Source organism: Mesorhizobium sp. M0340, assembly GCF_040321535.1.
Lineage (GTDB): Bacteria > Pseudomonadota > Alphaproteobacteria > Rhizobiales > Rhizobiaceae > Mesorhizobium.
Genome location: NZ_JAMYRR010000006.1, coordinates 300,906 through 322,063 on the forward strand (window position 1 = coordinate 300,906; position 21,158 = coordinate 322,063).

Here is a 21,158-nt window from a genome sequence, read left to right on the forward strand (position 1 = left end):
AAGGCGGTTAAACGCTTTGGTCGAGAGTTGTGGCGTCTCTCGAAAAGGCGGCGAAATTACCTACATAGGGGATGGTCGGGAAAACCCGCCCATCCCACGAATTCCAGATTCTGAGGCGGCGACCGGCGATGGCCGACCATAAATATCTCTCCATTCGCGGGGCACGCGAACACAATCTGAAGAATGTCGATCTCGACCTGCCGCGTGACAGCCTGATCGTCATGACCGGGCTGTCGGGGTCAGGCAAGTCGTCGCTTGCCTTCGACACGATCTATGCCGAGGGCCAGCGCCGCTATGTCGAGAGCCTTTCGGCCTATGCACGACAATTCCTCGAAATGATGCAGAAGCCGGACGTCGACCAGATCGACGGCCTGTCGCCAGCCATCTCCATCGAGCAGAAGACCACCTCGAAGAACCCACGTTCGACTGTCGGCACCGTCACCGAGATCTACGATTATATGCGGCTTTTGTTCGCCCGCGTCGGTGTACCTTATTCGCCGGCCACCGGCCTGCCGATCGAGAGCCAGACGGTCTCGCAGATGGTCGACCGGGTGCTTGCAGTCGAGGAAGGCACCCGGCTGTTCATCCTGGCGCCGATGGTGCGCGGCCGCAAAGGCGAGTACCGCAAGGAACTGCTGGAGCTGCAGAAGAAGGGTTTTCAGCGCGTCAAAGTCGATGGCGTCTTCTACGAGATCGCCGACGTGCCGGCGCTGGACAAGAAGTACAAGCACGACATCGACGTCGTCGTCGACCGCATCGTCGTGCGCGGCGATCTGGCGACACGGCTCGCCGATTCCATCGAGACCGCGCTGAAGCTTGCAGACGGACTGGCGGTAGCGGAATTTGCCGACAAGCCGCTCGACGCCAGCCAGACCGGCGAGGATTCGGTCAACAAATCGAAGAACGAGACGCATGAACGCATGCTGTTCTCGGAAAAGTTCGCCTGCCCGGTATCCGATTTCACCATTCCCGAGATCGAGCCCAGGCTGTTCTCCTTCAACAATCCGTTCGGCGCCTGCCCGACCTGCGACGGGCTCGGCAGCCAACGCGCCATCGATGCCAGCCTGGTCGTGCCCGACGAGAATGTCTCGCTGCGCGCCGGCGCCGTCAGCCCGTGGGCGAAGTCGACCTCGCCCTATTATGCGCAAACCCTGGAAGCGCTGGGCATTGCCTATGGCTTCAAGCTCGGCGACAAATTCAAGGATTTGAGCGAGGAGGCAAAGCAAGCCGTCCTGCACGGCACCGGCGAGCGCGAAATCACCTTCCACTACGATGACGGCCTGCGCTCCTACAAGACGACCAAGACCTTCGAGGGCGTCATCCCCAACCTCGAGCGCCGCTGGAAGGAAACCGAATCCGCCTGGATGCGCGAGGAGATCGAGCGCTTCATGTCGGCCACGCCCTGCCCGGCCTGCCGCGGCTATCGGCTGAAGCCCGAGGCGCTCGCGGTCAAGATCGCCGGCAAGCACATTGGCGAGGTCACCGAGCTGTCGATCCGCAAGGCCGACCAGTGGTTCACCGATCTGCCCGCTTCGCTCAACGACAAGCAGAACGAGATTGCGGTGCGCGTGCTCAAGGAAATCCGCGAGCGGCTGCGCTTCCTCAACGATGTCGGGCTCGATTATCTGACGCTGTCGCGCAACTCCGGCACGCTGTCGGGCGGCGAGAGCCAGCGCATCCGTCTTGCCTCGCAGATCGGCTCCGGCCTGACCGGCGTACTTTACGTGCTGGACGAGCCGTCGATCGGTCTGCACCAGCGCGACAATGCCCGCCTGCTCGATACGCTGAAGCATCTGCGCGACATCGGCAACACAGTGATCGTCGTCGAGCACGACGAGGACGCCATCCTGCACGCCGACTATGTCGTAGATATCGGCCCGGCCGCCGGCATTCATGGCGGCCACATCATCGCCCAGGGCACGCCGCAGCAGATCATGGCGACGCCCGCTTCGATCACCGGCAAATATCTGTCGGGCGAGCTCGAAGTGGCGACGCCGGCAGTGCGGCGCGAGGCCAAGAAGAACCGCCGGCTGAAGGTCGTCGGCGCGCGCGGCAACAATCTGAAGAACGTCACCGCCGAAATCCCGCTCGGCACGTTTACCGCCGTCACCGGCGTGTCCGGCGGCGGCAAGTCGACCTTCCTGATCGAGACCCTGTTCAAGGCGGCGTCGCGCCGCATCATGGGCTCGCGCGAGCATCCGGCCGAGCACGACCGCATCGAGGGGCTGGAATTCCTCGACAAGGTCATCGACATCGACCAGTCGCCGATCGGGCGCACCCCGCGCTCCAACCCCGCCACCTATACCGGCGCCTTCACGCCGATCCGCGACTGGTTCGCCGGCTTGCCGGAGGCCAAGGCGCGCGGCTACCAGCCGGGCCGCTTCTCGTTCAACGTCAAGGGCGGCCGCTGCGAGGCCTGCCAGGGCGACGGCGTCATCAAAATCGAGATGCACTTCCTGCCCGACGTCTACGTCACCTGCGACGTCTGCCACGGCAAGCGTTACAACCGCGAGACCCTAGACGTCCTGTTCAAGGGCAAGTCGATCGCCGACGTTCTCGACATGACGGTCGAGGAAGGCGTCGATTTCTTCGCCGCCGTGCCCGGCGTGCGCGACAAGCTGGAGACGCTGAAACGGGTCGGCCTCGGCTACATCCATGTTGGCCAGCAGGCAACGACCTTGTCGGGCGGCGAGGCGCAGCGCATCAAGCTTGCCAAGGAACTGTCGCGCAAGGCGACCGGCAAGACGCTCTACATTCTCGATGAGCCAACCACCGGCCTGCATTTCCACGACGTCGCCAAGTTGCTTGAAGTGCTGCACGAGCTGGTCGACCAGGGCAACACGGTCGTCGTCATCGAGCACAATCTAGAGGTGATCAAGACCGCTGACTGGGTTCTCGATCTTGGCCCCGAAGGTGGTGACGGCGGCGGCGAGCTGGTGGCGTCCGGCACGCCGGAGGACATCGTCCGCGAAAAACGCAGCTATACCGGGCAGTTCCTGAGGGAATTGCTGGAGCGGCGCCCCGGAGGCAAGCGCGAAGCGGCGGAGTGATGGCAAAGAACGGTCTCATCACGGTCCAAAGCCGCTTCGGCGTGACCGAAACCATCGATCGCCTGGTCGAAACTGTCGAACGTGCAGGATTGCTGGTCTTCGCCCGCATTGATCACGCCGCTGGTGCGCGCAGCGTCGAAACATCACTGCGTCCAACCCAGCTCCTGATTTTCGGCAATCCGAAAGGCGGTACGCCACTGATGCAGGACCGGCAGCTTGCCGGCATCGATCTGCCGGTCAAGGCACTGGCTTGGGAGGACGAGCAAGGCGAGGTCTGGCTTTCCTACAATGACGCACACTGGCTCGCTGAGCGCCACGGCTTGGGCGACGCCAGTTGCAATGCCGTCGCGGCGATCGCCGACGGCATGGACAAGGTGATTGCGGCCGCTGCCGGCGCGGGCCAGTTTTGATGATGAGAGCCGCTCGGGCCGATGATCTCCCCACGGTAATTTCGCTCACCACGGACGCCTACGCGCCCTACACTGCCCTGTTCGGAGCGCCGCCGATCCCCGTCACCGAGGACTATGCGCCGCGCATCCAACGCGGCGAGGTCTGGCTTTCGGAGCAGAACGGACAGCCGGCCGGCCTGATCGTTCTCGAACGAAATGCGGACCATACAATAATCTTCAGCGTTGCCGTTGCGCCAGCCTTTCAGGGCAAGGGTTTCGGCATCGGGCTGCTCGACTGGGCCGAGCAACAGACGCGCTTGTGGAGCTTGCCTGAAATCCGACTTTACACCAATGCCAGAATGGAACGGAACGTTTCGTTGTATAAGGCCTACGGCTTTCGCGAAACGGGTCGCCGGCCCAATCCATATCGGCCAGGATGGACGGTCGTCGACATGGCGAAAGCCGTCGAGACGACCGCCATCGCGTGATCCTTTTCTGCAAACCGGGAGGACGACCATGACTCAATCAGGAACAATCCGCGCCGGCATGGGCGGCTGGACCTTCGAGCCGTGGGACACGTCCTTCTACCCGGACAAATTGTCGAAGGCCAAGCAACTGCATTATGCCAGCCGGCAGGTGCCCACTATCGAGGTCAACGGCACCTATTATTCGAGCTTCAAGGAACCGACCTTCGTCAAATGGGCCAACGAGGCGCCGGATGGTTTCGTCTATTCGCTGAAGGGCAACCGCTTCGTCACCAACCGCCGCGTGCTCGGCGAGGCCGGGGATTCGATCATGCGCTTCCTCGGGTCGGGCGTCGCGGCACTTGGCAACAAGCTCGGGCCAATCCTGTGGCAGTTCGCGCCGACCAAGAAATTCGACCCGGACGATTTCGAGGCCTTCCTCAAGCTGTTGCCGGAAAAGCAGGACGGCGTTGCGTTGCGCCACGCGGTCGAGGTGCGCAACGACAGCTTCGTCGTGCCGGAGTTCGCCGCCTTGGCGCGAAAGCACAAGGCCGCCATCGTCTATGCCGACCACGCCAAATATCCGAGGATTGCCGACGTTACCGGCGATTTCATCTATGCGCGGCTGCAGACCGGCAGCGACGACAATCCCGATTGCTACACGCCAAAGGCGCTCGACGAATGGGCGGCGCGCGCAAAAGCCTGGGCGGAAGGCAAGGTGCCGGCCGACCTGTCGCGCGCCGATCCTTCAACCGACGCGCCGGTCAAGCCACGCGATGTGTTTGTCTACTTCATCACAGAGGGCAAGGTCCGCGCTCCATTCGGAGCTATCGCGCTGATGAAGCGGGTCGCAGGCTGACGCCCCGCTGTCGGTGGTCCGCCTGGCTTGGTCCTAAACTACCGGCTATGCGGCGCGTTCGTCCGGACGCCGATCAACCCTGACGATCTCATTGAAAGCATCGAGATCGACATAGAAGACCTTGGTGATCTCCGCGATGAGTTCGTCGTGGTCATACCCCTGCGATTTCAGAATGTTGATGGCTGTCAGGATGTCGACGCGCTCCGTGAGCCGTCGTTTCTGATAGTCCTCGACATAGCGCTCCATTGACTGGCCCTGGCTCCCAAGCACCCGAAATGTTGGACGACAACAGATCGCTCGAAGGGAACGGCTTGCGCGCAAGCGTGCCGACGCAGCCGCGCCTTCCCCCGATCTGCCAAGTTGAAACTGGTACGGAAAGCGGCCGACTCACCAAGGCCAAGCAAAATCTAGCACGCAATCTGCAGCGCGCCAGAGTTGCAAAGTAACAGAATCAATAAGAATTCAGACGGTCAGGAATTTGCGGACGTCCGCCCGGTCGAGATCCTCGGCCGGGCCGGTATGAACGATCTGGCCACGGTCCATGATGTTGACCTCGTCGGCCAATTCCCGGCAGAAGTCGAGATACTGTTCGACCAAAAGCACGGCGATACCGGCCTGGTCGCGCAGATAGCGGATGGCGCGGCCAATGTCCTTGATGATCGACGGCTGAATGCCTTCGGTCGGCTCGTCGAGCACCAGCAGTTTCGGCCGCATCACCAGCGCCCTGCCGATGGCAAGCTGCTGCTGCTGGCCACCGGAAAGGTCACCGCCGCGACGCACGAGCATCTGCTTCAGCACCGGAAACAATTCGAAGACGTGACCGGGAATGTTGCGGTCGGCGCGCTTCAGCGGCGCGAAGCCCGATTCGAGGTTTTCCCGCACCGTAAGCAGCGGAAATATCTCCCTGCCCTGCGGCACGAATGCGATGCCCGACCGGGCGCGATCATACGCCGCGCTCCGGTCGAGCGCCTTCCCCTCGAAGGCAACGCTTCCGCTCGTCAGCCGATGATGGCCGACGATCGATCTCATCAAACTGGTCTTGCCGACGCCGTTGCGACCGAGCACGCAGGTGATCTTGCCGGCGCCGGCTGTCAGCGAGACGCCGCGCAGCGCCTGAGCGGCGCCGTAATGCAGCGTGGCATTGGAGACTTCGAGCATGGTCAGCGCTTTCTCCAACGCGTGAAGAACGAAAGGCCGAAATGATGGAACGGAACGCGCCAGACCATGATCATCTCCCCAGGTAGACTTCGACGACGCGCTCGTCGGCCGAAACGAAGTCGAGGCTGCCCTCGGAAAGCACCGAGCCTTCGTGCAGGCAGGTAACCTTGACGCCGAGCTCGCGCACGAAATGCATGTCGTGCTCGACGACGATGACCGAATGGTCGCGCGCGATATCCCTGAGCAGCCGCGCGGTTTCCTCGGTCTCGGCGTCGGTCATGCCGGCAACCGGCTCATCGACCAGCAGCAGCAGCGGATCCTGCGCCAGAAGCATGCCGATCTCGAGCCATTGCTTTTGGCCGTGGCTCAGATTGGCGGCGAGTTCGTCGCGCTTGTCGCCAAGCCGGATGATGCCGAGGATGTCGTCGATCTGCCGCACTTCCGCGGCCGAGCGACGATGGAACAGTGCCGGGAAGATCGAGCGCGGGCCTTTCAGCGCCAGCATCAGATTGTCCTCGATCGTGTGGCTTTCAAAGACGGTCGGCTTCTGGAATTTACGGCCGATGCCCATCATGGCGATTTCGGCCTCGTCGTGTTTGGTCAGGTCGACCTCACCGTTGAAGAAAACCTCGCCCGCATCGGGCCGCGTCTTGCCGGTGACGATGTCCATCATCGTCGTCTTTCCGGCGCCATTGGGGCCGATGATCGCCCGCATCTCGCCTTTGTCGAGCACCAGCGAAAGGTTGTTGATGGCGCGAAACCCGTCAAAGGAAACCGAAACGCCGTCGAGATAGAGGATGGTGTTGCTCTTCGACATCAGACCATCACTCCGCCGGCTGCGGTTCGGCGCTGGAGGCCGACCAGTCGCCCGGCCTTCTCGCCGCCGAACGGTCGGTTTTCGGCAGCGTCGGCGCATCGGGATCGATCCCGGCTTCCTCGGCAACCGAGGCCGCCCTCAGCGCCTTGGCGTTGCCGCGCCAGGAGTCCCACATGCCGATGATGCCCTTGGGCAGGAACAGCGTGACGGCGACAAACAGTCCGCCCAGCGCGAACAACCAGAATTCAGGCAGCACGCCGGTGAACCAGGATTTACCGGCATTGACCAAAAGCGCGCCGATGATCGGCCCGACGATGGTGCCGCGCCCGCCGACGGCCGCCCACACCACCACCTCGATCGAATTGGACGGCTCGAATTCGCCAGGGTTGATGATGCCGACTGCGGTACGTAAAGCGCACCGGCGATGCCGGCCATCACCGCCGACACGGTGAAGGCGAACAGTTTGACGTTCTCCGCCCGCCAGCCGAGAAAGCGCGTGCGGCTTTCAGCGTCGCGCACCGCCATCAAAAGCTCGCCGTATTTGGAACCGACGATTGCCCAGGTGACGAAGACGGCAGACGCCAGCATGACGGCGCTAGCCGCGAACAGCGCCGAGCGCGTCATGTCGGCCTGCACGTTGAAGCCTAGAATATCCTTGAAGTCGGTCAGGCCGTTATTGCCGCCGAAACCCATGTCGTTTCGGAAAAAGGCAAGCAGCAGCGCATAGGTCATCGCCTGGGTGATGATCGACAAATAGACGCCGGTGACGCGACTGCGGAAGGCAAACCAGCCGAAGACGAAGGCGAGCAGGCCGGGTACTGCAAGCACCATGATTGCGGCAAACCAGAAATGGTCGAAACCGTACCAGAACCACGGCAGTTCCTTGTAGTTCAGGAACACCATGAAGTCCGGCAGCAGCGGATTGCCGTAGACGCCGCGCGAGCCGATCTGGCGCATCAGATACATGCCCATCGCATAGCCGCCGAGTGCGAAGAAGGCGCCGTGGCCGAGCGAGAGGATGCCGCAATAGCCCCAGACGAGATCGAGCGCCAAGGCGAGCAGTGCATAGCAGAGATATTTGCCGGTGAGCGCGACGATATAGGACGGCACGTAAAACGCACTTGTCGGCGAGACCGCAAGATTGAGCAGCGGCACGACGATTGCAACCGCCAGCAGGATGAAGATGGTGATGGCGACGCGGCGGTCGGCGCCGGCGGCAAAGAAGCGTCCCGTGATCATGCTTCCACCGACCTGCCCTTGAGCGCGAACAGACCGCGCGGGCGTTTCTGGATGAACAGGATGATCAGCACCAGGACGACGATCTTGCCGAGCACCGCTCCGGCATAGGGTTCGAGGAATTTGTTGACAATGCCGAGCGAGAAGGCGCCGACCAGCGTGCCCCAGAGATTGCCGACGCCGCCGAAGACGACGACCATGAAGCTGTCGATGATGTAGCCGCGGCCGAGATTGGGCGAGACATTGTCGATCTGGCTGAGCGCGACACCGGCGATGCCGGCAATGCCGGACCCCAATGCAAAGGTCAGGGCATCGACCCACGGCGTCCTGATGCCCATAGAGGCGGCCATCCGGCGATTGGCGGTGACGGCACGCATCTGCAGCCCCCAGGGCGTGCGTTTCATCACGTAAAGCAACACCGCGAAGACGCCGAGCGCAAAAGCCAGGATCCAGAGCCGGTTCCAGGTGACCGAAAGCTGGCCGATCGCGAACGAACCTGACATCCAGGATGGGTTGCCAACCTCCTGGTTGGTCGGCCCGAAGATGGTGCGCACGGCCTGCTGCAGGATCAGCGAGACACCCCATGTCGCCAGTAGGGTCTCCAGCGGCCGGCCATAGAGGAAGCGGATCAGCCCGCGCTCGATGAAAAGGCCGACGAGCGCCGCCACCAGGAAGGCCAGCGGCAGGGCGACGACCAGCGACCAGTCGAACAGGCCGGGAAAGGAATTGCGGATAACCTCCTGCACGACGAAGGTCGTGTAGGCGCCCAGCATGACCATCTCGCCATGCGCCATGTTGATGACGCCCATGACGCCGAAAGTGATGGCAAGGCCGATCGCCGCCAGCAGTAGCACCGACCCTAGCGATATGCCGTACCAGATGTTCTGGCCGGCATCCCACAGCGCCAGCGTCGAATTGATGTTGGATATCGCCGCAGTCGCCGCGTCCTTCACCGCACCTTCGGAACTGGCCTCCACCGACGTGAGCAGCGACACCGCATCCCGGTCGCCGCGCGCACCGATGAGCGCTATCGCCGCCAGTTTGTCGGCCTCCGGCCTGTCTGAAACGAGAACCGATGCGGCACGGGCCTGTTCGAGCAGCGCCTTGACGCTTGCCGCGCCCTCATTGGCGATGGCGGTGTCGAGCGGCTCGATGTTTGCCGCGTCAGGCGTCTTGAACATGGTGTCGGCTGCGGCAATGCGCACGGCCGGATCCTTGGAGCCCAGCGTCAGCGTGCCCAGCGCGTCGCGGATGACGCGGCGCAGCGTGTTGTTGACCTTGATCTTGGTGATGTCGGCCTTGGCTGCTTCGCCAGACTTTTCGCCGGTGAGCGCATCGAGCAGTTCGATACTGTCGCCGCTCTCCTTGCCGACAAAGACTACTGAATCGGCCTTGCGGACGTAAAGGCTGCCCTCCGCAAGCGCGGCAAGCGGCCGTTCGACGGCTGTGTCGCCGGTTGCCGCAAGCTCGCGCACGACGGCTTCGATCGCTGAAAAATTGGAGGCGGTGGCGAGTTTGGCGACGACCGCGCGCAGATCGGATTCGCTGGCGTTCGACGGCAGCACCATTCCCAGAAGGAGGAGCAGCATCAGGCCAATCGCGCGGATCAGGATCATCGGTTTCTGGTGGCTCTTGGAGGTTGAATGTCGCCTCCGGGCAGGCTGGAGGACGAGCCCGCCCGGAGGCTTTTGCGGTCTGAAAGGACAGACCGGGAGGATCAGTTGGTTCCCTTGCCACCGCATTTGCCTGTGGCGACATTGAAGTTGCCGCAGGACAGAGGCGCGCGCCAATCGGAGATCAGGTCCTTGGAGTCAGGCAGGTAGTCGGACCACTCGTCGCCCATCACCAGGCCCGGCGTCTGCGAGACGGTTTCGAACTGGCCGTCGGCCTGGATTTCGCCGATCAGCACCGGCTTGGTGATGTGATGGTTCGGCATCATGGTTGAATAACCGCCGGTCAGGTTCGGCACCGAGACGCCGACCATGGCGTCGATGACCTTGTCCGGATCGATGGTGCCGGCCTTCTCGACCGCCTTCACCCACATGTTGAAGCCGATATAGTGGGCTTCCATCGGATCGTTGGTGGTGCGCTTGTCGTTCTTGATGAACTTGTGCCAGTCGGCGATGAACTTGGCGTTCTCGGGCGTATCGACGCTTTCGAAATAGTTCCAGGCGGCGAGATGGCCGACCAGCGGCGCAGTGTCCAGACCGGCAAGCTCTTCCTCGCCGACCGAGAAGGCCATGACCGGGATGTCCTCGGCCTTGATGCCCTGGTTGCCGAGCTCCTTGTAGAACGGCACGTTGGCGTCGCCATTGACGGTCGAGACGACGGCGGTCTTCTTGCCGGCCGAGCCGAACTTCTTGATCGCCGAAACTTCGGTCTGCCAGTCGGAGAAGCCGAACGGCGTGTAGTTGACCATGATGTCTTCGGCGGCAACGCCCTTCGCCTTCAGATAGGCCTCGAGGATCTTGTTGGTGGTGCGCGGGTAGACGTAGTCGGTGCCTTCGAGCACCCAGCGCTTCACCGAACCGCCATCCTCGCTCATCAGATAATCGACGGCCGGAATGGCCTGCTGGTTCGGCGCCGCACCGGTGTAGAACACGTTGCGCTCGCTTTCCTCACCCTCATACTGGACCGGGTAGAACAGGATGTTGTCGAGCTCGCTGAACACCGGCAGCACCGATTTGCGCGACACCGAGGTCCAGCAGCCGAACACCGCGGCGACCTTGTCCTTCGAGATCAGCTCGCGCGCCTTTTCGGCGAACAGCGGCCAGTTGGAAGCCGGATCGACGACGACCGCCTCGAGCTTCTTGCCGAGCAGGCCGCCCTTGGCATTCTGCTCTTCGATGAGCATCAGCATGGCGTCCTTCAGCGTTGTCTCCGAGATCGCCATGGTTCCCGACAGCGAATGGAGGATGCCGACCTTGATGGTGTCGTCGGCCGCCTTGGCGGGAACGCTCATCAGCAGGCCGGCGGTGACCACGCCGGCCGAAAACATTTTTGCTACTGTCGAGAAACTGCCCCTCATACTTATAAACTCCCAAGCTGGTTAACTGCATCGGAACAGGCCATGCAACGGCTGTGCCAATCACCGGAGCAAGGTCGGAGGATTTGAGATTTTCCAGCTCTATCAGTCGGTTAATGTATTAGCTGCAGGAGATGAACCTCGCCTGCTATCTTCGAAACGAGAAAGGATCACCCATATCAGCCTAAGTTTTGCTCACATATAGGCCAATGCCTGAATTTTGAGCAGCATCATATGAGCCCTGGCGAGGATTGCAGCGCCGCGGCGAAATGGGCAAGTTTGAACCCCTTTAACGAGCGATCAAATGGCCTTCAGAGCTTCTTGCATTTTCACCGCCATGCTTCTGCTGGCGGCGACGACCGTAGCGCGCGCCGGCTTCAGCGACGGGAAGCTGCCGGACGGGTCCTATCATTGCGAAGTCTATCTGCTTGGCATGTTCCTCAGCCTCGGCGACATCACCATCAAGGGAAACGTCTATAGCGGTCCTGTGAGCTTCGGCATCGCGCCGCAGAGCTACAATTACCAGATGGATGCAGACGGCGTGATCACCTGGCTAGGTCCGCTGGGTGGCTATACCAGTGGCGGCAACTCGATCTCGCTTACGCAGGCGACGCTGGAAAGCGGAACCACCCCGTCCTTCGACATCATCATGAAGCAGCCAGACGGCGCCTTTACCGCCTCGACCTGCACGAAGCGTTGAAAAAAGTACGGAACCTGGCGAGGTTCCGTACTCCGAAGCACAAAGCCGCCTAGCTCTCCGCCGCCAGATCAAGCGCCAGCCGGGTCATATCGGTGAAAAGCCCCTGGCGTTCGGAATAGTCGGTCTGCTCGCCGGTTGCCACGTTGTCGACGACGGTCAGGATCGACAGCGCCCGAGCGCCGAAATCGGCCGCAATGCGGTAGAGTGCGCTGGTTTCCATGTCCACGGCGAGCGCGCCCTGTGCCTGTGCTTCGGCAAAGCGTTCGCGCCCCAGCGGATGATAGAAAATATCGCTGCAAATGGTCAGCCCGGCCCGATGGTCGATGCCGAGTTCCGAAGCTCGGGCCAATGCCTGGCTCAACAATGCCGGATCGGGGCCGGCATCGGCACGATAGAGCCCAAAGACTTGGCCGCTCTCCGCATTTTCGCCACGCACCGATTGCGCGATCACCAGGCTGCGCAGCGCCATCTCGGCGGTCAGGCCACCGCAGGTACCAGTGCGGATCAGTGTTTTCGCACCATAGAAGTCCAGCAGCTCATGCACATAGACCAGGAACGAAGAGACGCCGATGCCGGTGGATTGGATGCTGACAGGTTTGCCGCGAAACAGCCCGGTAAAGCCGAGCGCGCCGCGGCGGCGGTTGACGCAGCGCGGCGCTTCCAGAAAGGTCTCCGCCATCCATTCAGCGCGCTGTGGGTCGCCCGGCAGCAGCACCGTGCTTGCGTAGTCGCCTTTGCTAGCTTCGTTGTGTGGCGTCACGGCATGCTTTCCAAAACCCGTCGCCCGTTTCGCCTGCAATCATGGCAGTCTCACGACATTGCGCAAGCGGAGCGTTGGAAGGGTCAGGATTCCAGCATGTCCTTTACGATCGTGGCCAATTGCTTGAGCGAAAACGGCTTCGGCAAGAAGCCGAAATGCGCGTCGGCCGGCAAGTTCTTGGCGAACGCGTCTTCGGCATAGCCGGACACGAAGATGAACTTGATGTCGGGCTGCCGTTTGCGCAATTCGCCAAGCAGCGTCGGGCCGTCCATTTCCGGCATCACCACGTCCGACACCACGACGTCGACCTTGCCGCCGAGCGCTTCATAGACCTCAAGCGCCTCGACGCCGGACGACGCCTCGTGGACAGTGTAGCCGCGCGATTTCAGCGCCCGCAAGCCGCCCATGCGCACGGCGTCCTCGTCCTCGACCAACAGCACCGTGGCCGAGCCCGACAGGTCCTTGGCTGAGTCGGCGATCTTGGCAGGTGCGGCCGGCGCCTCTCCAGCCTCGCCCGCCTTCCTTGCCTCCGCAATGTGCCGCGGCAGGAAGATGCGGAACACGGATCCCTTGCCGACTTCGGAATCGCAGAAGATGAAGCCGCCTGTCTGCTTGATGATGCCATAGACCATGGACAGGCCGAGGCCAGTTCCCTTGCCAACCTCCTTTGTCGTGAAGAAGGGCTCGAAGATCTTTTTCAGCACATCAGGCGCGATGCCGCTGCCGCTGTCCTCGACCTCGACCAGCACATAGTCGGCCGGTGTAAGTTCGCGATAGGAAAAGGTCTTGCATTCCCCGGCGCTGACGTTGCGGGTACGTACGGTGAGTTCGCCGCCGGCCGGCATCGCGTCGCGTGCATTGACCGCCAGATTGACCACCACTTGCTCGAATTGCCCGATATCGACCCTGACCGGCCACAGGTCGCGGCCATGGTCGATCTTGAGCTTGATGTCGTTGCCGACCAGCCGGGCAAGCAGCATCCTTAGATCGGCGAGCACGTCGGTCAGGTTGAGCACCTCCGGCCGCAGCGTTTGCTTGCGCGAGAAGGCCAGCAACTGACGCACCAGCGAGGCCGCCCGGTTGGCGTTCTGCTTGATGTTCATGATGTCCGGGAATGACGGATCGGACGGCCGGTGGTTGGTCAACAGCAGGTCCGAGGCCATGATGATGGCGGTCAGCACATTGTTGAAATCATGCGCGATGCCGCCGGCGAGTTGGCCGACCGCCTGCATTTTCTGGCTCTGCGCCATCTGGCCCTCGAGGGCCTTTTGCTCGGTGGTCTCCACTGCATAGACGATGGCCGATTCCTCGGCGCCCTCGCCGCCGGTGCCGTCAGCGACCGCATTGACGTAGAAGCGTATGTGGCGCTCCTCATTGCCGGGCAGCACCGTATCGATCGGCTCGATGTCAGCCTGTTGCTGACGTGCCTTTTCAAAGGCCGCGGCGAAAGCCGGCCGGTCGCGCTCGTGGATCACCGTATCCAGCCGCACACGCCGATCGACCGCGTCGCGGTCGACGACCGAGGAAAACAGCGACAGGAACGGCGCATTGGTGCGCAGGATGCGGCCGGCATGATCGACGCCGGCTATCGCCATCGGCGTCGAGTTGAAGAACCGCGTGAAGCGTATTTCCGATGCACGGAGGTCGGCCGAAGCGTCCTCGCCTTGCGTCCGGTTGAGCACGATGGTGCGAGTCGGGCCGTTGAGCCCCTCTCGGCTGGCCGAGACACGATGCATGAAGCGCACCGGCAGCGCCTCGCCGGTCATCGTCGTCAGATCGAGGTCGATAACGGCATTGCGCGTGGTACCAGCGTCGGCCTTGACCGAACGGACCAGCGCCATGCCGTCGCCGGCGACGATCTCCGGCAGCGTGATGGCGCCGGGAGTGAAGCTGGCCAGGTCGATGCCCAGCCACTCCGCAAGGGTCGCGTTGATATAGGTGACGCGGCCTTCCTGGTCGGCCGAAAAGAAACCGGCCGGCGCGTGATCGAGGTGATCGATCGCCTTTTGCAGGTCGAGAAAGAACCGCTCCTGCTCGGCCCGTTCCTGCGAGATATCGGCAAGCTGCCAGGCAAGCATCGGCAGCCGCTGGCCTGGAACGCTGAACGCGCGGGCCCGGACGCGGTACCAGCGCGCGCCCGGTTCGGCGCCTGGCCGAATGGACTGCGCAAGCCGAAACTCGCCGTCGCCCGGCTGGCCGTCGCGCAGGCCCGACGCCAGCCGGTATATGGTCACCGAGGCCTCGGGAACGTCTGAAAGCAAACTTTCGACCGTCTTGATGTCGGCGGCCGACTCGGCACCCGTCATATCGGCATAGGTCCGGTTGGCGTAGATGATACGGCCTTTGGTGTCGGTGACCAGGAGACCTTGTGACATCGAATCGACGAAAGCTTTCGACAGTTCGTCGCTTGTCGAGCGCGGCGTGATATGCACGAAGCCGATCGCAGTGGCGAATAGAAAGCCGACGCCGATCATCGCCAGCACGCCAAGCATGCCGAGCAGGAATGGATCGCCAAGTCGCTCTCGGAAAAGGCCGAAGACGATCGCTGCCCCTGTCAGGACGACGATGAAAACGATCAGCCGGGTGACCGCGCCCGGTCGCGTGTTCTGGTCGACGATAGGTACCGGATAGAAATCGCCGCGCGCTTCCTTGGCCATGTGCCCCCTGCTCGTGAATTCCGGCGTCGGTTGAATCATATTCTCAGGGTCGGGAAAAGGCCCGGCGGCAGATGTCCGCTAAAAATGACGCCGTTCGGCTCCCGGTTTCGAGCTGTTCACGAAGCGTGAAAGGCAACTTGCGGTGGCCTGCCGCAACAGTCTAGTGTCGCCTCTCTTCGAAAGCTGATTTTGGGGGAACCAATGCTGCAATGGCTGGATGGCGTGGCGGGGCCTGGTTATGCCGCAGCAATCCTATGGACGTTTGCAGTACTTGTCCTGCTGCTCATCATTCTTCTTATCATCAGGCTGGTCCGCAGCCTGACATTCGGAACATTCGTCGCCGGGGGCAGGAACCGCAAGACGCGGCTGGCTGTCATGGATGCCACAGCGGTCGACAGTCACCGGCGGCTGGTGCTGGTGCGCCGCGACGATATCGAGCACCTGCTCTTGATCGGTGGTCCGACCGACGTCGTCGTCGAGCGCGACATCAGGCTCTCGGCGCTGCGCCGCCCGGCATTGACCGGAGACAACAGCCATCAGCCGGCAGCAAGGCCAGCTCAGACCACAGCCGCGCCGGCGAGGCAAGCGCCGCCGCAGCCGGCAAGCGCGGCCGCACCCCCTGTCCGAGCCCGCCAGACGGCGACGATGGCGGCAACAATGCCGGCGCCTACGCCGGCGCCGAAACCGGCATCGAACGTTACACCGTTGCCAAGTTATGGATCCGTCAATGCCAATGCCTCGCGGCATGCGCCGCAGCCGGCAAGACAGGACTCCCCGGCAAGATACGAGCCGCCGGCACAGCATGAGTCGATCGACGATGCGCTGATGAAGGAGCTGGAGGTTTCCCTCGACGAGCCACGCTTCAGCCAAACGGCGAGCAAGCCGGTGGCGAAGGCATCGCCCTCTCTCGACGACGAGATGACGAAGCTCCTCGGCGAGTTGTCCAATCAGAAAAGATAGGGCGATAGCGAACGGCCAATGAAAATGGCCGGAAAACCGGCCATTTTGAACGCTCTACCGATGCCGTGTTTTTCCCGCCTGCTCAGTCGTCGCGGTAGACCTTCTCGCGCCGCTCATGGCGCTCCTGTGCCTCGATCGACAAGGTGGCGATCGGGCGCGCGTCGAGCCGCTTCAGCGCGATCGGCTCGCCCGTCTCCTCGCAGTAACCGTAAGTGCCTTCGTCAAGGCGCTGGAGGGCCGAATCGATCTTGGAGATGAGTTTTCGCTGGCGATCGCGGGCGCGAAGTTCGATGGCGCGGTCGGTTTCGGAGGAGGCGCGATCGGCGAGGTCAGGGTGGTTGGCGTTTTCCTGCTGCAGGATTTCGAGAGTTTCGCGCGCTTCGCGCAAGATGTCGTTCTTCCAGGTGACGAGCTTCATGCGAAAGTAGGATTTCTGCCGCTCGTTCATAAACGGCTCGTCTTCGGAGGGTACGTAATCGGCGGTAACGATGTCGTTCATTCGACTCACCCAACAAACCCCAAATTTGGCGCCTATATATTCGCGGACCGAAAACTGCACAAGCGCAATCGACGACAGTTTCACGCATTTGTTTATGTGGGACAAACCGACATTGGCGACATCATTCGCATGAACGGCACGCCCGAATTCGCGCATGATTCATTATGCTTGAGGGGGCATCGGCATTGCGCGCGAAGCGCTTCTGATGGCTAATTCCTGCGGCCGCATTTGACCGGTCGGTACCCGACATTATCGGGGGTTCCGTGACCAGACTTTACCTGCTGAGGCATGCGAAGGCCGGCTGGGCGCTGCCTGGTGTGGCTGACTTCGACCGCCCGCTCGATCAATCCGGCTTCGCCGACGCCGAAGCGATGGGCGTACTGATGCGTTCCCGCAAATACGCACCGGCCCTCACCCTTTGCTCAAGCGCCAAGCGCGCCCGCCAGACGCTGGAAAGCTTGGCTGGCCATACCAACACGGGCCGGGTGCTGTTCTGTGACACCCTCTACAGCGACGATGCCGCCGCATACCTCACTGCCATCCGGCAGAATGGCGGGCTGGATGCCTTGCTCGCCATCGGCCACAATCCGATGATTGAGGATCTCGCCATGGCGCTGTCGGGCGACGGCAACGAGACCGCGCGGGCCATGCTGAACCACGGCTTCCCGACCTCCGCACTTGCCGTGGTCCGGTTCAACGGCGGACTTGCCGAGGCTGCGCCAGGCACCGGCTATCTCGAAGCCTTCCTGACGCCTGCGGATATCTGAGGCCATTTCAAAGCCGCGCATCAAAGCCTATATCGGAGCCTGACCGGCCCGCGAGAACAGATTTGGCATCATCGCTGACGACTTTTACCGACGAGGCCAAGATTGCCTTGGATACGTTGTCAGGCCGCGCTGCCGGGCTTTTCGCTCCGTCGCTGCGGCTTGGCGTGACCGGGCTGTCCCGCGCCGGCAAGACGGTGTTCATCTCGGCCCTTGTGCACAATCTGGTCCATGGTGGACGCTTGCCGCTGTTTGAGGCACAAAAATCGGGGCGCATCGCCCGGGCTTTTCTTGAAGAGCAGCCGGACGACGCCGTACCACGCTTCCAGTACGAGGATCACATCGCGGCTCTTGTCGACGAGCGCGTCTGGCCGGATTCGACGCGTGCGATTTCCGAACTGAGGCTCACCATCGAATACGAATCGGCCTCTGGCTGGAGCCGCATGTTTTCCGCCGGCAAATTGTCGGTCGACATCGTCGATTATCCCGGCGAATGGCTGCTCGACCTGCCGCTGCTGGGCAAGTCCTACGCCGATTTTTCGCGTGAGGCCTTCGAGATGGCCGTGTTGCCGGTGCGTGTCGATCTTTCGCGGGAATGGCGGGCGCTCTCCAATCCGGTTGACCCCAACGCCGACGCCGACGAGATGACGGCGCGCCGTCTCGCCGAGAGCTTCGCGGCCTATCTCAAGGCCTGCAAGCTCGATGAGCGGGCGCTTTCGACCTTGCCGCCCGGCCGCTTTCTGATGCCCGGCGATCTTGAAGGCTCGCCCGCTCTCACCTTCGCGCCGCTGCCGAATCTGGACGGCCGGCGCTCCCGCTCGGGATCGCTGCAGGCTATGATGGAGCGGCGCTACGAGGCTTACAAGACGCATGTCGTTAAACCGTTCTTTCGCGAACACATCACGCGTCTCGACCGCCAGATCGTGCTCATCGACGCATTGCAGGCATTGAATGCGGGCCCAGGCGCGATGGCCGATCTGGAGCGCGCGGTCACCGAAATCCTGTCCTGTTTCCGGCCCGGCCGGGGCAACTTCCTGACCGATCTGTTTTCGAGGCGCATCGACCGCATATTGGTGGCCGCGACCAAGGCCGACCATCTGCACCACGAAAGCCACGACCGCCTGCAGGCCATCGTGCGGCGGCTAGCCGACCGCGCCGTGGCGCGGGCGAATTTCACCGGCGCCGACGTCGACGTCGTCGCCATGGCGGCCATGCGCGCGACCCGTGAAGGCACGGTCAAGCAGGGCCGCGAGACTTTGCCGGTCATTATCGGCACGCCATTGCGTGGCGAAAAAATCAACGGCGAAACCTTTGACGGAAAGACCGAAACAGCCATATTTCCCGGAGACTTGCCGGAGAAAGTTGATGCCTTGTTCGACGTTTCCGAATCGATCCGCCGGCAGAACAATGACGACCCCGCAATCCGCTTCGTGCGCTTTCGCCCGCCGAAGCTCGAGCGCACCGCCGAGGGCGTCACGCTGTCGCTGCCACATATCAGGCTCGACCGCGCGCTGCAGTTCCTGATCGGAGATCATCTCGCATGAGTGCGCCCCGCAGACCGGCGGCCTTTCGCATCGAGGCGGAGCCCCAGCAGAAGGAAGATTCCACGGCTCGCCATGCTGGGTCCGAGGCCGCGCCGGCGCGAAAGCCGCGTACCGTGAGGGCGGATCTGGCCGTGGTCACACCGGCGGAGATCGACGTCTTCGACGAGCCTGACATCGTCGCTGCCGAGCCGCCGCCGGCGATTGCGCCGCGAAAACGTTCGCTGCTTGGCAGCCTGTTCTTCGGCGCGCTGGGTGTTCTGGTTTCGCTCGCCGTCGGCCTCTGGACCGACCAGCTGATTCGCGACCTGTTCGAGCGCGCCGAGTGGCTGGGCTGGCTGGCCGCCGGCATGGCCGCGATCGCCATCCTGGCGCTTCTGATCATCCTCGTGCGCGAGTTCATGGCGATTGCCCGGCTTGCCGAGGTCGAAAAGTTGCAGAAGCGGGCGCTCGATGCGATTGCCCGTGACGATCCGAAGACCGCCCGAGCCGTGGTCGACGAGTTGTCGGTCTTTGTCTCGGCCAAGCCCGAAACCGCGGCCGGCAGGCGCTCGCTGGCCGAATTGCGCGGCGAGATCATTGACGGCGGCAATCTGGTGCGCCTGGCCGAGACCGAGATCCTCGGCCCGCTCGACGCCCGCGCGAAGGTGATGATCCTCGAAGCGGCAAAGCGTGTGTCCCTGGTGACCGCGGTCAGCCCGCGCGCGCTGGTCGACGTCGCCTATGTCGTATTTGAAGCCGGCCGGCTGATTCGGCGGCTGTCGGAGCTCTATGGCGGCCGCCCGGGCACGCTTGGCTTCTTTCGCCTGGCGCGCAGCGTTCTCGCCCATCTCGCGGTCACCGGGTCGATCGCCGTCGGCGACAGTTTTGTCCAACAGATCGTCGGCCACGGCCTTGCGGCCCGGCTGTCGGCAAAGCTCGGCGAAGGCGTCGTCAACGGCATGATGACGGCGCGCATCGGCATTGCAGCGATGGAAACCGCAAGGCCCCTGCCCTTTTACGCGGTCAGGCGGCCTGGATTAGGCGATTTCCTCTCCGCGCTGACGTCCTTTGCAGCAAAGAAAGAAAAAGAAACATCCGTTTCCCGAACGTGACTATTGCCTTGGGGTGACAAAGCATTAACCAATCTTGTTCATGGTCGGAAGCGTCCAAACCAGTCTCTTTGTTGCCGGGTGTCGTCGATGAAAAGCGTTATTCTGTCCAGCGGGCTGCCCGTGGCGCTCGCGCTTGTCGCCACCGTCGGCATTGCCGGAAGGGCTACGGGGGCGGAACCGGACAAGCAGTTCTTTCGATCGGTCGAAGGCAAATGGGTCGGCCCCGGAGAAATCGTCGCCGGCAAATACAAGGGCACGAAATTCACCTGCAGCTTCACCGGCTCGACGCCTGACGGCAAAGTCGGCATGTCGCTCGACGGCGGCTGCCGGGTCGGCATGTTCACCCAGCAGATGTCGGCAACGATCGAGCACAAGGGCCGCCAGGGCTACAAGGGCAGCTTCATGGGCGGCGCCGCCGGGTCCGGCCTCGACATTATCGGTGGCAATGTCGTCGATGCGCACAAGGTGGTTTTCACCATCAATCGCAATCAGTTGCGCGGCGTAATGCAGGCGCTTGTCCCAGACGACAATTCGATGACGGTGACCGTTGCCGTGCGCGTCGACCAGCAACTGGTCCCGGTCATCGGCATGAAGTTGAAGCGGGTCGATGCGGTAGAAGTTGGCTCCATCGCTCCGAACTGAGTCTCCGGCATGAAAAAGGCGGCAGCCAAACGGCGCCGCCCTCTTTGACATGCAATGGGCGCTCAGCCTTTGATCGCCGCAGTCAGCTCGTCATAGGCCTTGCAGGCGTCAGCCGCTGTTGTGCCACCCGGATACTTGGTTGTGACCGCTTGAACCTTGGCTGTGAGATCGGCTGCCTTGGCCGGATCCTTGGTAATCGCAGCCTGAAGCGCTGCAGTCATGTCCTGAGCCTTCTTGGTCAGCATCTCGGTCGTGCACTCCGGTGCCTTGGAACAGGCGGAGCCGGCAAGTGCCGCGATACCAACGGCAACCAGCAAAAACGTCTTCATGTCAGTCATCTCCTCAAAAAGGGCCGCGACTTGATCGTCGCTCACCCTCCACTGGCCGAAGCCGGGCGTCCTTAGCGCCGGATCGCTGGAACAAGCAACGCCCGGAGGCCCATTATCCTGTACAGTGCGCCTGCAATATCGCTTCCACGACGCACCGGATTCGCACTGTTCGATCCGCTCCGAAGCCCCTATCTTCGCCGCTTGTTGCAAGAGA

Annotated in this window: 19 protein-coding genes and 1 pseudogene; 10 read left to right on the top strand and 10 right to left on the bottom strand. The window is 62.4% G+C overall.

The genetic code is table 11. The features are described 5' to 3' along the window. The first annotated feature begins 128 nt into the window (after positions 1-128). The 4 genes from uvrA to NKI79_RS12175 are packed head-to-tail and all read left to right on the top strand — an operon-like array spanning position 129 to position 4,762. Positions 129-3,050: an excinuclease ABC subunit UvrA gene (gene uvrA / locus NKI79_RS12160; protein ID WP_352801766.1), complete on the top strand. Its 2,922-nt coding sequence runs from the start codon at positions 129-131 to the stop codon at positions 3,048-3,050. Beyond that, entirely contained in the window at positions 3,050-3,460 is a 411-nt protein-coding gene (locus NKI79_RS12165) for a DUF302 domain-containing protein (RefSeq protein ID WP_352801768.1), read from the top strand. Before uvrA ends, NKI79_RS12165 begins: the two co-directional genes overlap by 1 nt. Then, complete coding sequence (locus tag NKI79_RS12170; protein WP_352801770.1) at positions 3,457-3,927, top strand: GNAT family N-acetyltransferase; 471 nt, start codon at positions 3,457-3,459, stop codon at positions 3,925-3,927. The genes NKI79_RS12165 and NKI79_RS12170 overlap by 4 nt, the downstream gene beginning before the upstream one ends. A 28-nt stretch (positions 3,928-3,955) precedes the next feature. Further along, positions 3,956-4,762, top strand: coding sequence for a DUF72 domain-containing protein (locus NKI79_RS12175; protein ID WP_352801772.1), 807 nt, complete (start codon positions 3,956-3,958; stop codon positions 4,760-4,762). Between the two features lie 45 nt (positions 4,763-4,807). Here NKI79_RS12175 and NKI79_RS12180 read toward each other — a convergent pair whose 3' ends face one another. From NKI79_RS12180 to urtA, 6 genes and pseudogenes are all read right to left on the bottom strand, one after another. After that, positions 4,808-5,008: a hypothetical protein gene (locus tag NKI79_RS12180; protein WP_023674857.1), complete on the bottom strand. Its 201-nt coding sequence runs from the start codon at positions 5,006-5,008 to the stop codon at positions 4,808-4,810. Positions 5,009-5,224: 216 nt separating this feature from the next. Next, entirely contained in the window at positions 5,225-5,920 is a 696-nt protein-coding gene (urtE, locus tag NKI79_RS12185) for an urea ABC transporter ATP-binding subunit UrtE (RefSeq protein ID WP_254817379.1), read from the bottom strand. Positions 5,921-5,990: 70 nt separating this feature from the next. Beyond that, a complete protein-coding gene (urtD, locus tag NKI79_RS12190) occupies positions 5,991-6,737 on the bottom strand; it encodes an urea ABC transporter ATP-binding protein UrtD (RefSeq protein WP_352478979.1) in 747 nt (248 codons plus the stop codon). A gap of 7 nt (positions 6,738-6,744) precedes the next feature. Next, positions 6,745-7,976 (bottom strand): annotated as a pseudogene (urtC, locus tag NKI79_RS12200) (urea ABC transporter permease subunit UrtC). Further along, a complete protein-coding gene (gene urtB, locus NKI79_RS12205) occupies positions 7,973-9,589 on the bottom strand; it encodes an urea ABC transporter permease subunit UrtB (protein WP_352801774.1) in 1,617 nt (538 codons plus the stop codon). Before urtB ends, urtC begins: the two are co-directional and overlap by 4 nt. A 101-nt stretch (positions 9,590-9,690) precedes the next feature. Further along, positions 9,691-10,971, bottom strand: coding sequence for an urea ABC transporter substrate-binding protein (gene urtA, locus NKI79_RS12210; RefSeq protein WP_502909812.1), 1,281 nt, complete (start codon positions 10,969-10,971; stop codon positions 9,691-9,693). A 331-nt stretch (positions 10,972-11,302) separates the two neighbouring features. Between urtA and NKI79_RS12215 the strand changes: the two genes are divergently transcribed. Then, the gene (locus tag NKI79_RS12215) at positions 11,303-11,698 is read left to right on the top strand and encodes a hypothetical protein (protein WP_023674851.1); all 396 of its coding nucleotides are present in this window, start codon (positions 11,303-11,305) and stop codon (positions 11,696-11,698) included. A 49-nt stretch (positions 11,699-11,747) separates the two neighbouring features. On the opposite strand, the gene NKI79_RS12220 is transcribed toward NKI79_RS12215, so the two are convergent. Next, a complete protein-coding gene (locus NKI79_RS12220; RefSeq protein WP_352801778.1) occupies positions 11,748-12,458 on the bottom strand; it encodes a purine-nucleoside phosphorylase in 711 nt (236 codons plus the stop codon). Between the two features lie 83 nt (positions 12,459-12,541). Beyond that, the gene (gene cckA, locus NKI79_RS12225) at positions 12,542-15,115 is read right to left on the bottom strand and encodes a cell cycle histidine kinase CckA (RefSeq protein ID WP_352801780.1); all 2,574 of its coding nucleotides are present in this window, start codon (positions 15,113-15,115) and stop codon (positions 12,542-12,544) included. Positions 15,116-15,316: 201 nt separating this feature from the next. Between cckA and NKI79_RS12230 the strand changes: the two genes are divergently transcribed. After that, positions 15,317-16,075: a hypothetical protein gene (locus NKI79_RS12230; protein ID WP_352478983.1), complete on the top strand. Its 759-nt coding sequence runs from the start codon at positions 15,317-15,319 to the stop codon at positions 16,073-16,075. Between the two features lie 82 nt (positions 16,076-16,157). Here the strand turns inward: NKI79_RS12230 and dksA are convergent, their stop codons facing one another. Then, positions 16,158-16,574 (bottom strand): RNA polymerase-binding protein DksA, encoded by a 417-nt coding sequence (dksA, locus tag NKI79_RS12235; RefSeq protein ID WP_023674847.1) that lies wholly within the window; start codon positions 16,572-16,574, stop codon positions 16,158-16,160. Positions 16,575-16,837: 263 nt separating this feature from the next. Here dksA and NKI79_RS12240 point away from each other — a divergent pair, with 263 nt between their 5' ends. The 4 genes from NKI79_RS12240 (at position 16,838) to NKI79_RS12255 (ending at position 20,615) form a co-directional block, all read left to right on the top strand. Then, positions 16,838-17,341, top strand: coding sequence for a SixA phosphatase family protein (locus tag NKI79_RS12240; protein ID WP_352478984.1), 504 nt, complete (start codon positions 16,838-16,840; stop codon positions 17,339-17,341). 62 nt (positions 17,342-17,403) lie between these two features. Then, the gene (locus NKI79_RS12245) at positions 17,404-18,882 is read left to right on the top strand and encodes a YcjX family GTP-binding protein (RefSeq protein ID WP_352801782.1); all 1,479 of its coding nucleotides are present in this window, start codon (positions 17,404-17,406) and stop codon (positions 18,880-18,882) included. Further along, the gene (locus NKI79_RS12250; protein ID WP_352801784.1) at positions 18,879-19,973 is read left to right on the top strand and encodes a YcjF family protein; all 1,095 of its coding nucleotides are present in this window, start codon (positions 18,879-18,881) and stop codon (positions 19,971-19,973) included. The genes NKI79_RS12245 and NKI79_RS12250 overlap by 4 nt, the downstream gene beginning before the upstream one ends. A gap of 87 nt (positions 19,974-20,060) precedes the next feature. Then, complete coding sequence (locus NKI79_RS12255) at positions 20,061-20,615, top strand: hypothetical protein (RefSeq protein ID WP_352478987.1); 555 nt, start codon at positions 20,061-20,063, stop codon at positions 20,613-20,615. A 62-nt stretch (positions 20,616-20,677) separates the two neighbouring features. Here NKI79_RS12255 and NKI79_RS12260 read toward each other — a convergent pair whose 3' ends face one another. After that, the gene (locus NKI79_RS12260) at positions 20,678-20,944 is read right to left on the bottom strand and encodes a hypothetical protein (RefSeq protein WP_352478988.1); all 267 of its coding nucleotides are present in this window, start codon (positions 20,942-20,944) and stop codon (positions 20,678-20,680) included. Positions 20,945-21,158 lie beyond the last annotated feature (214 nt).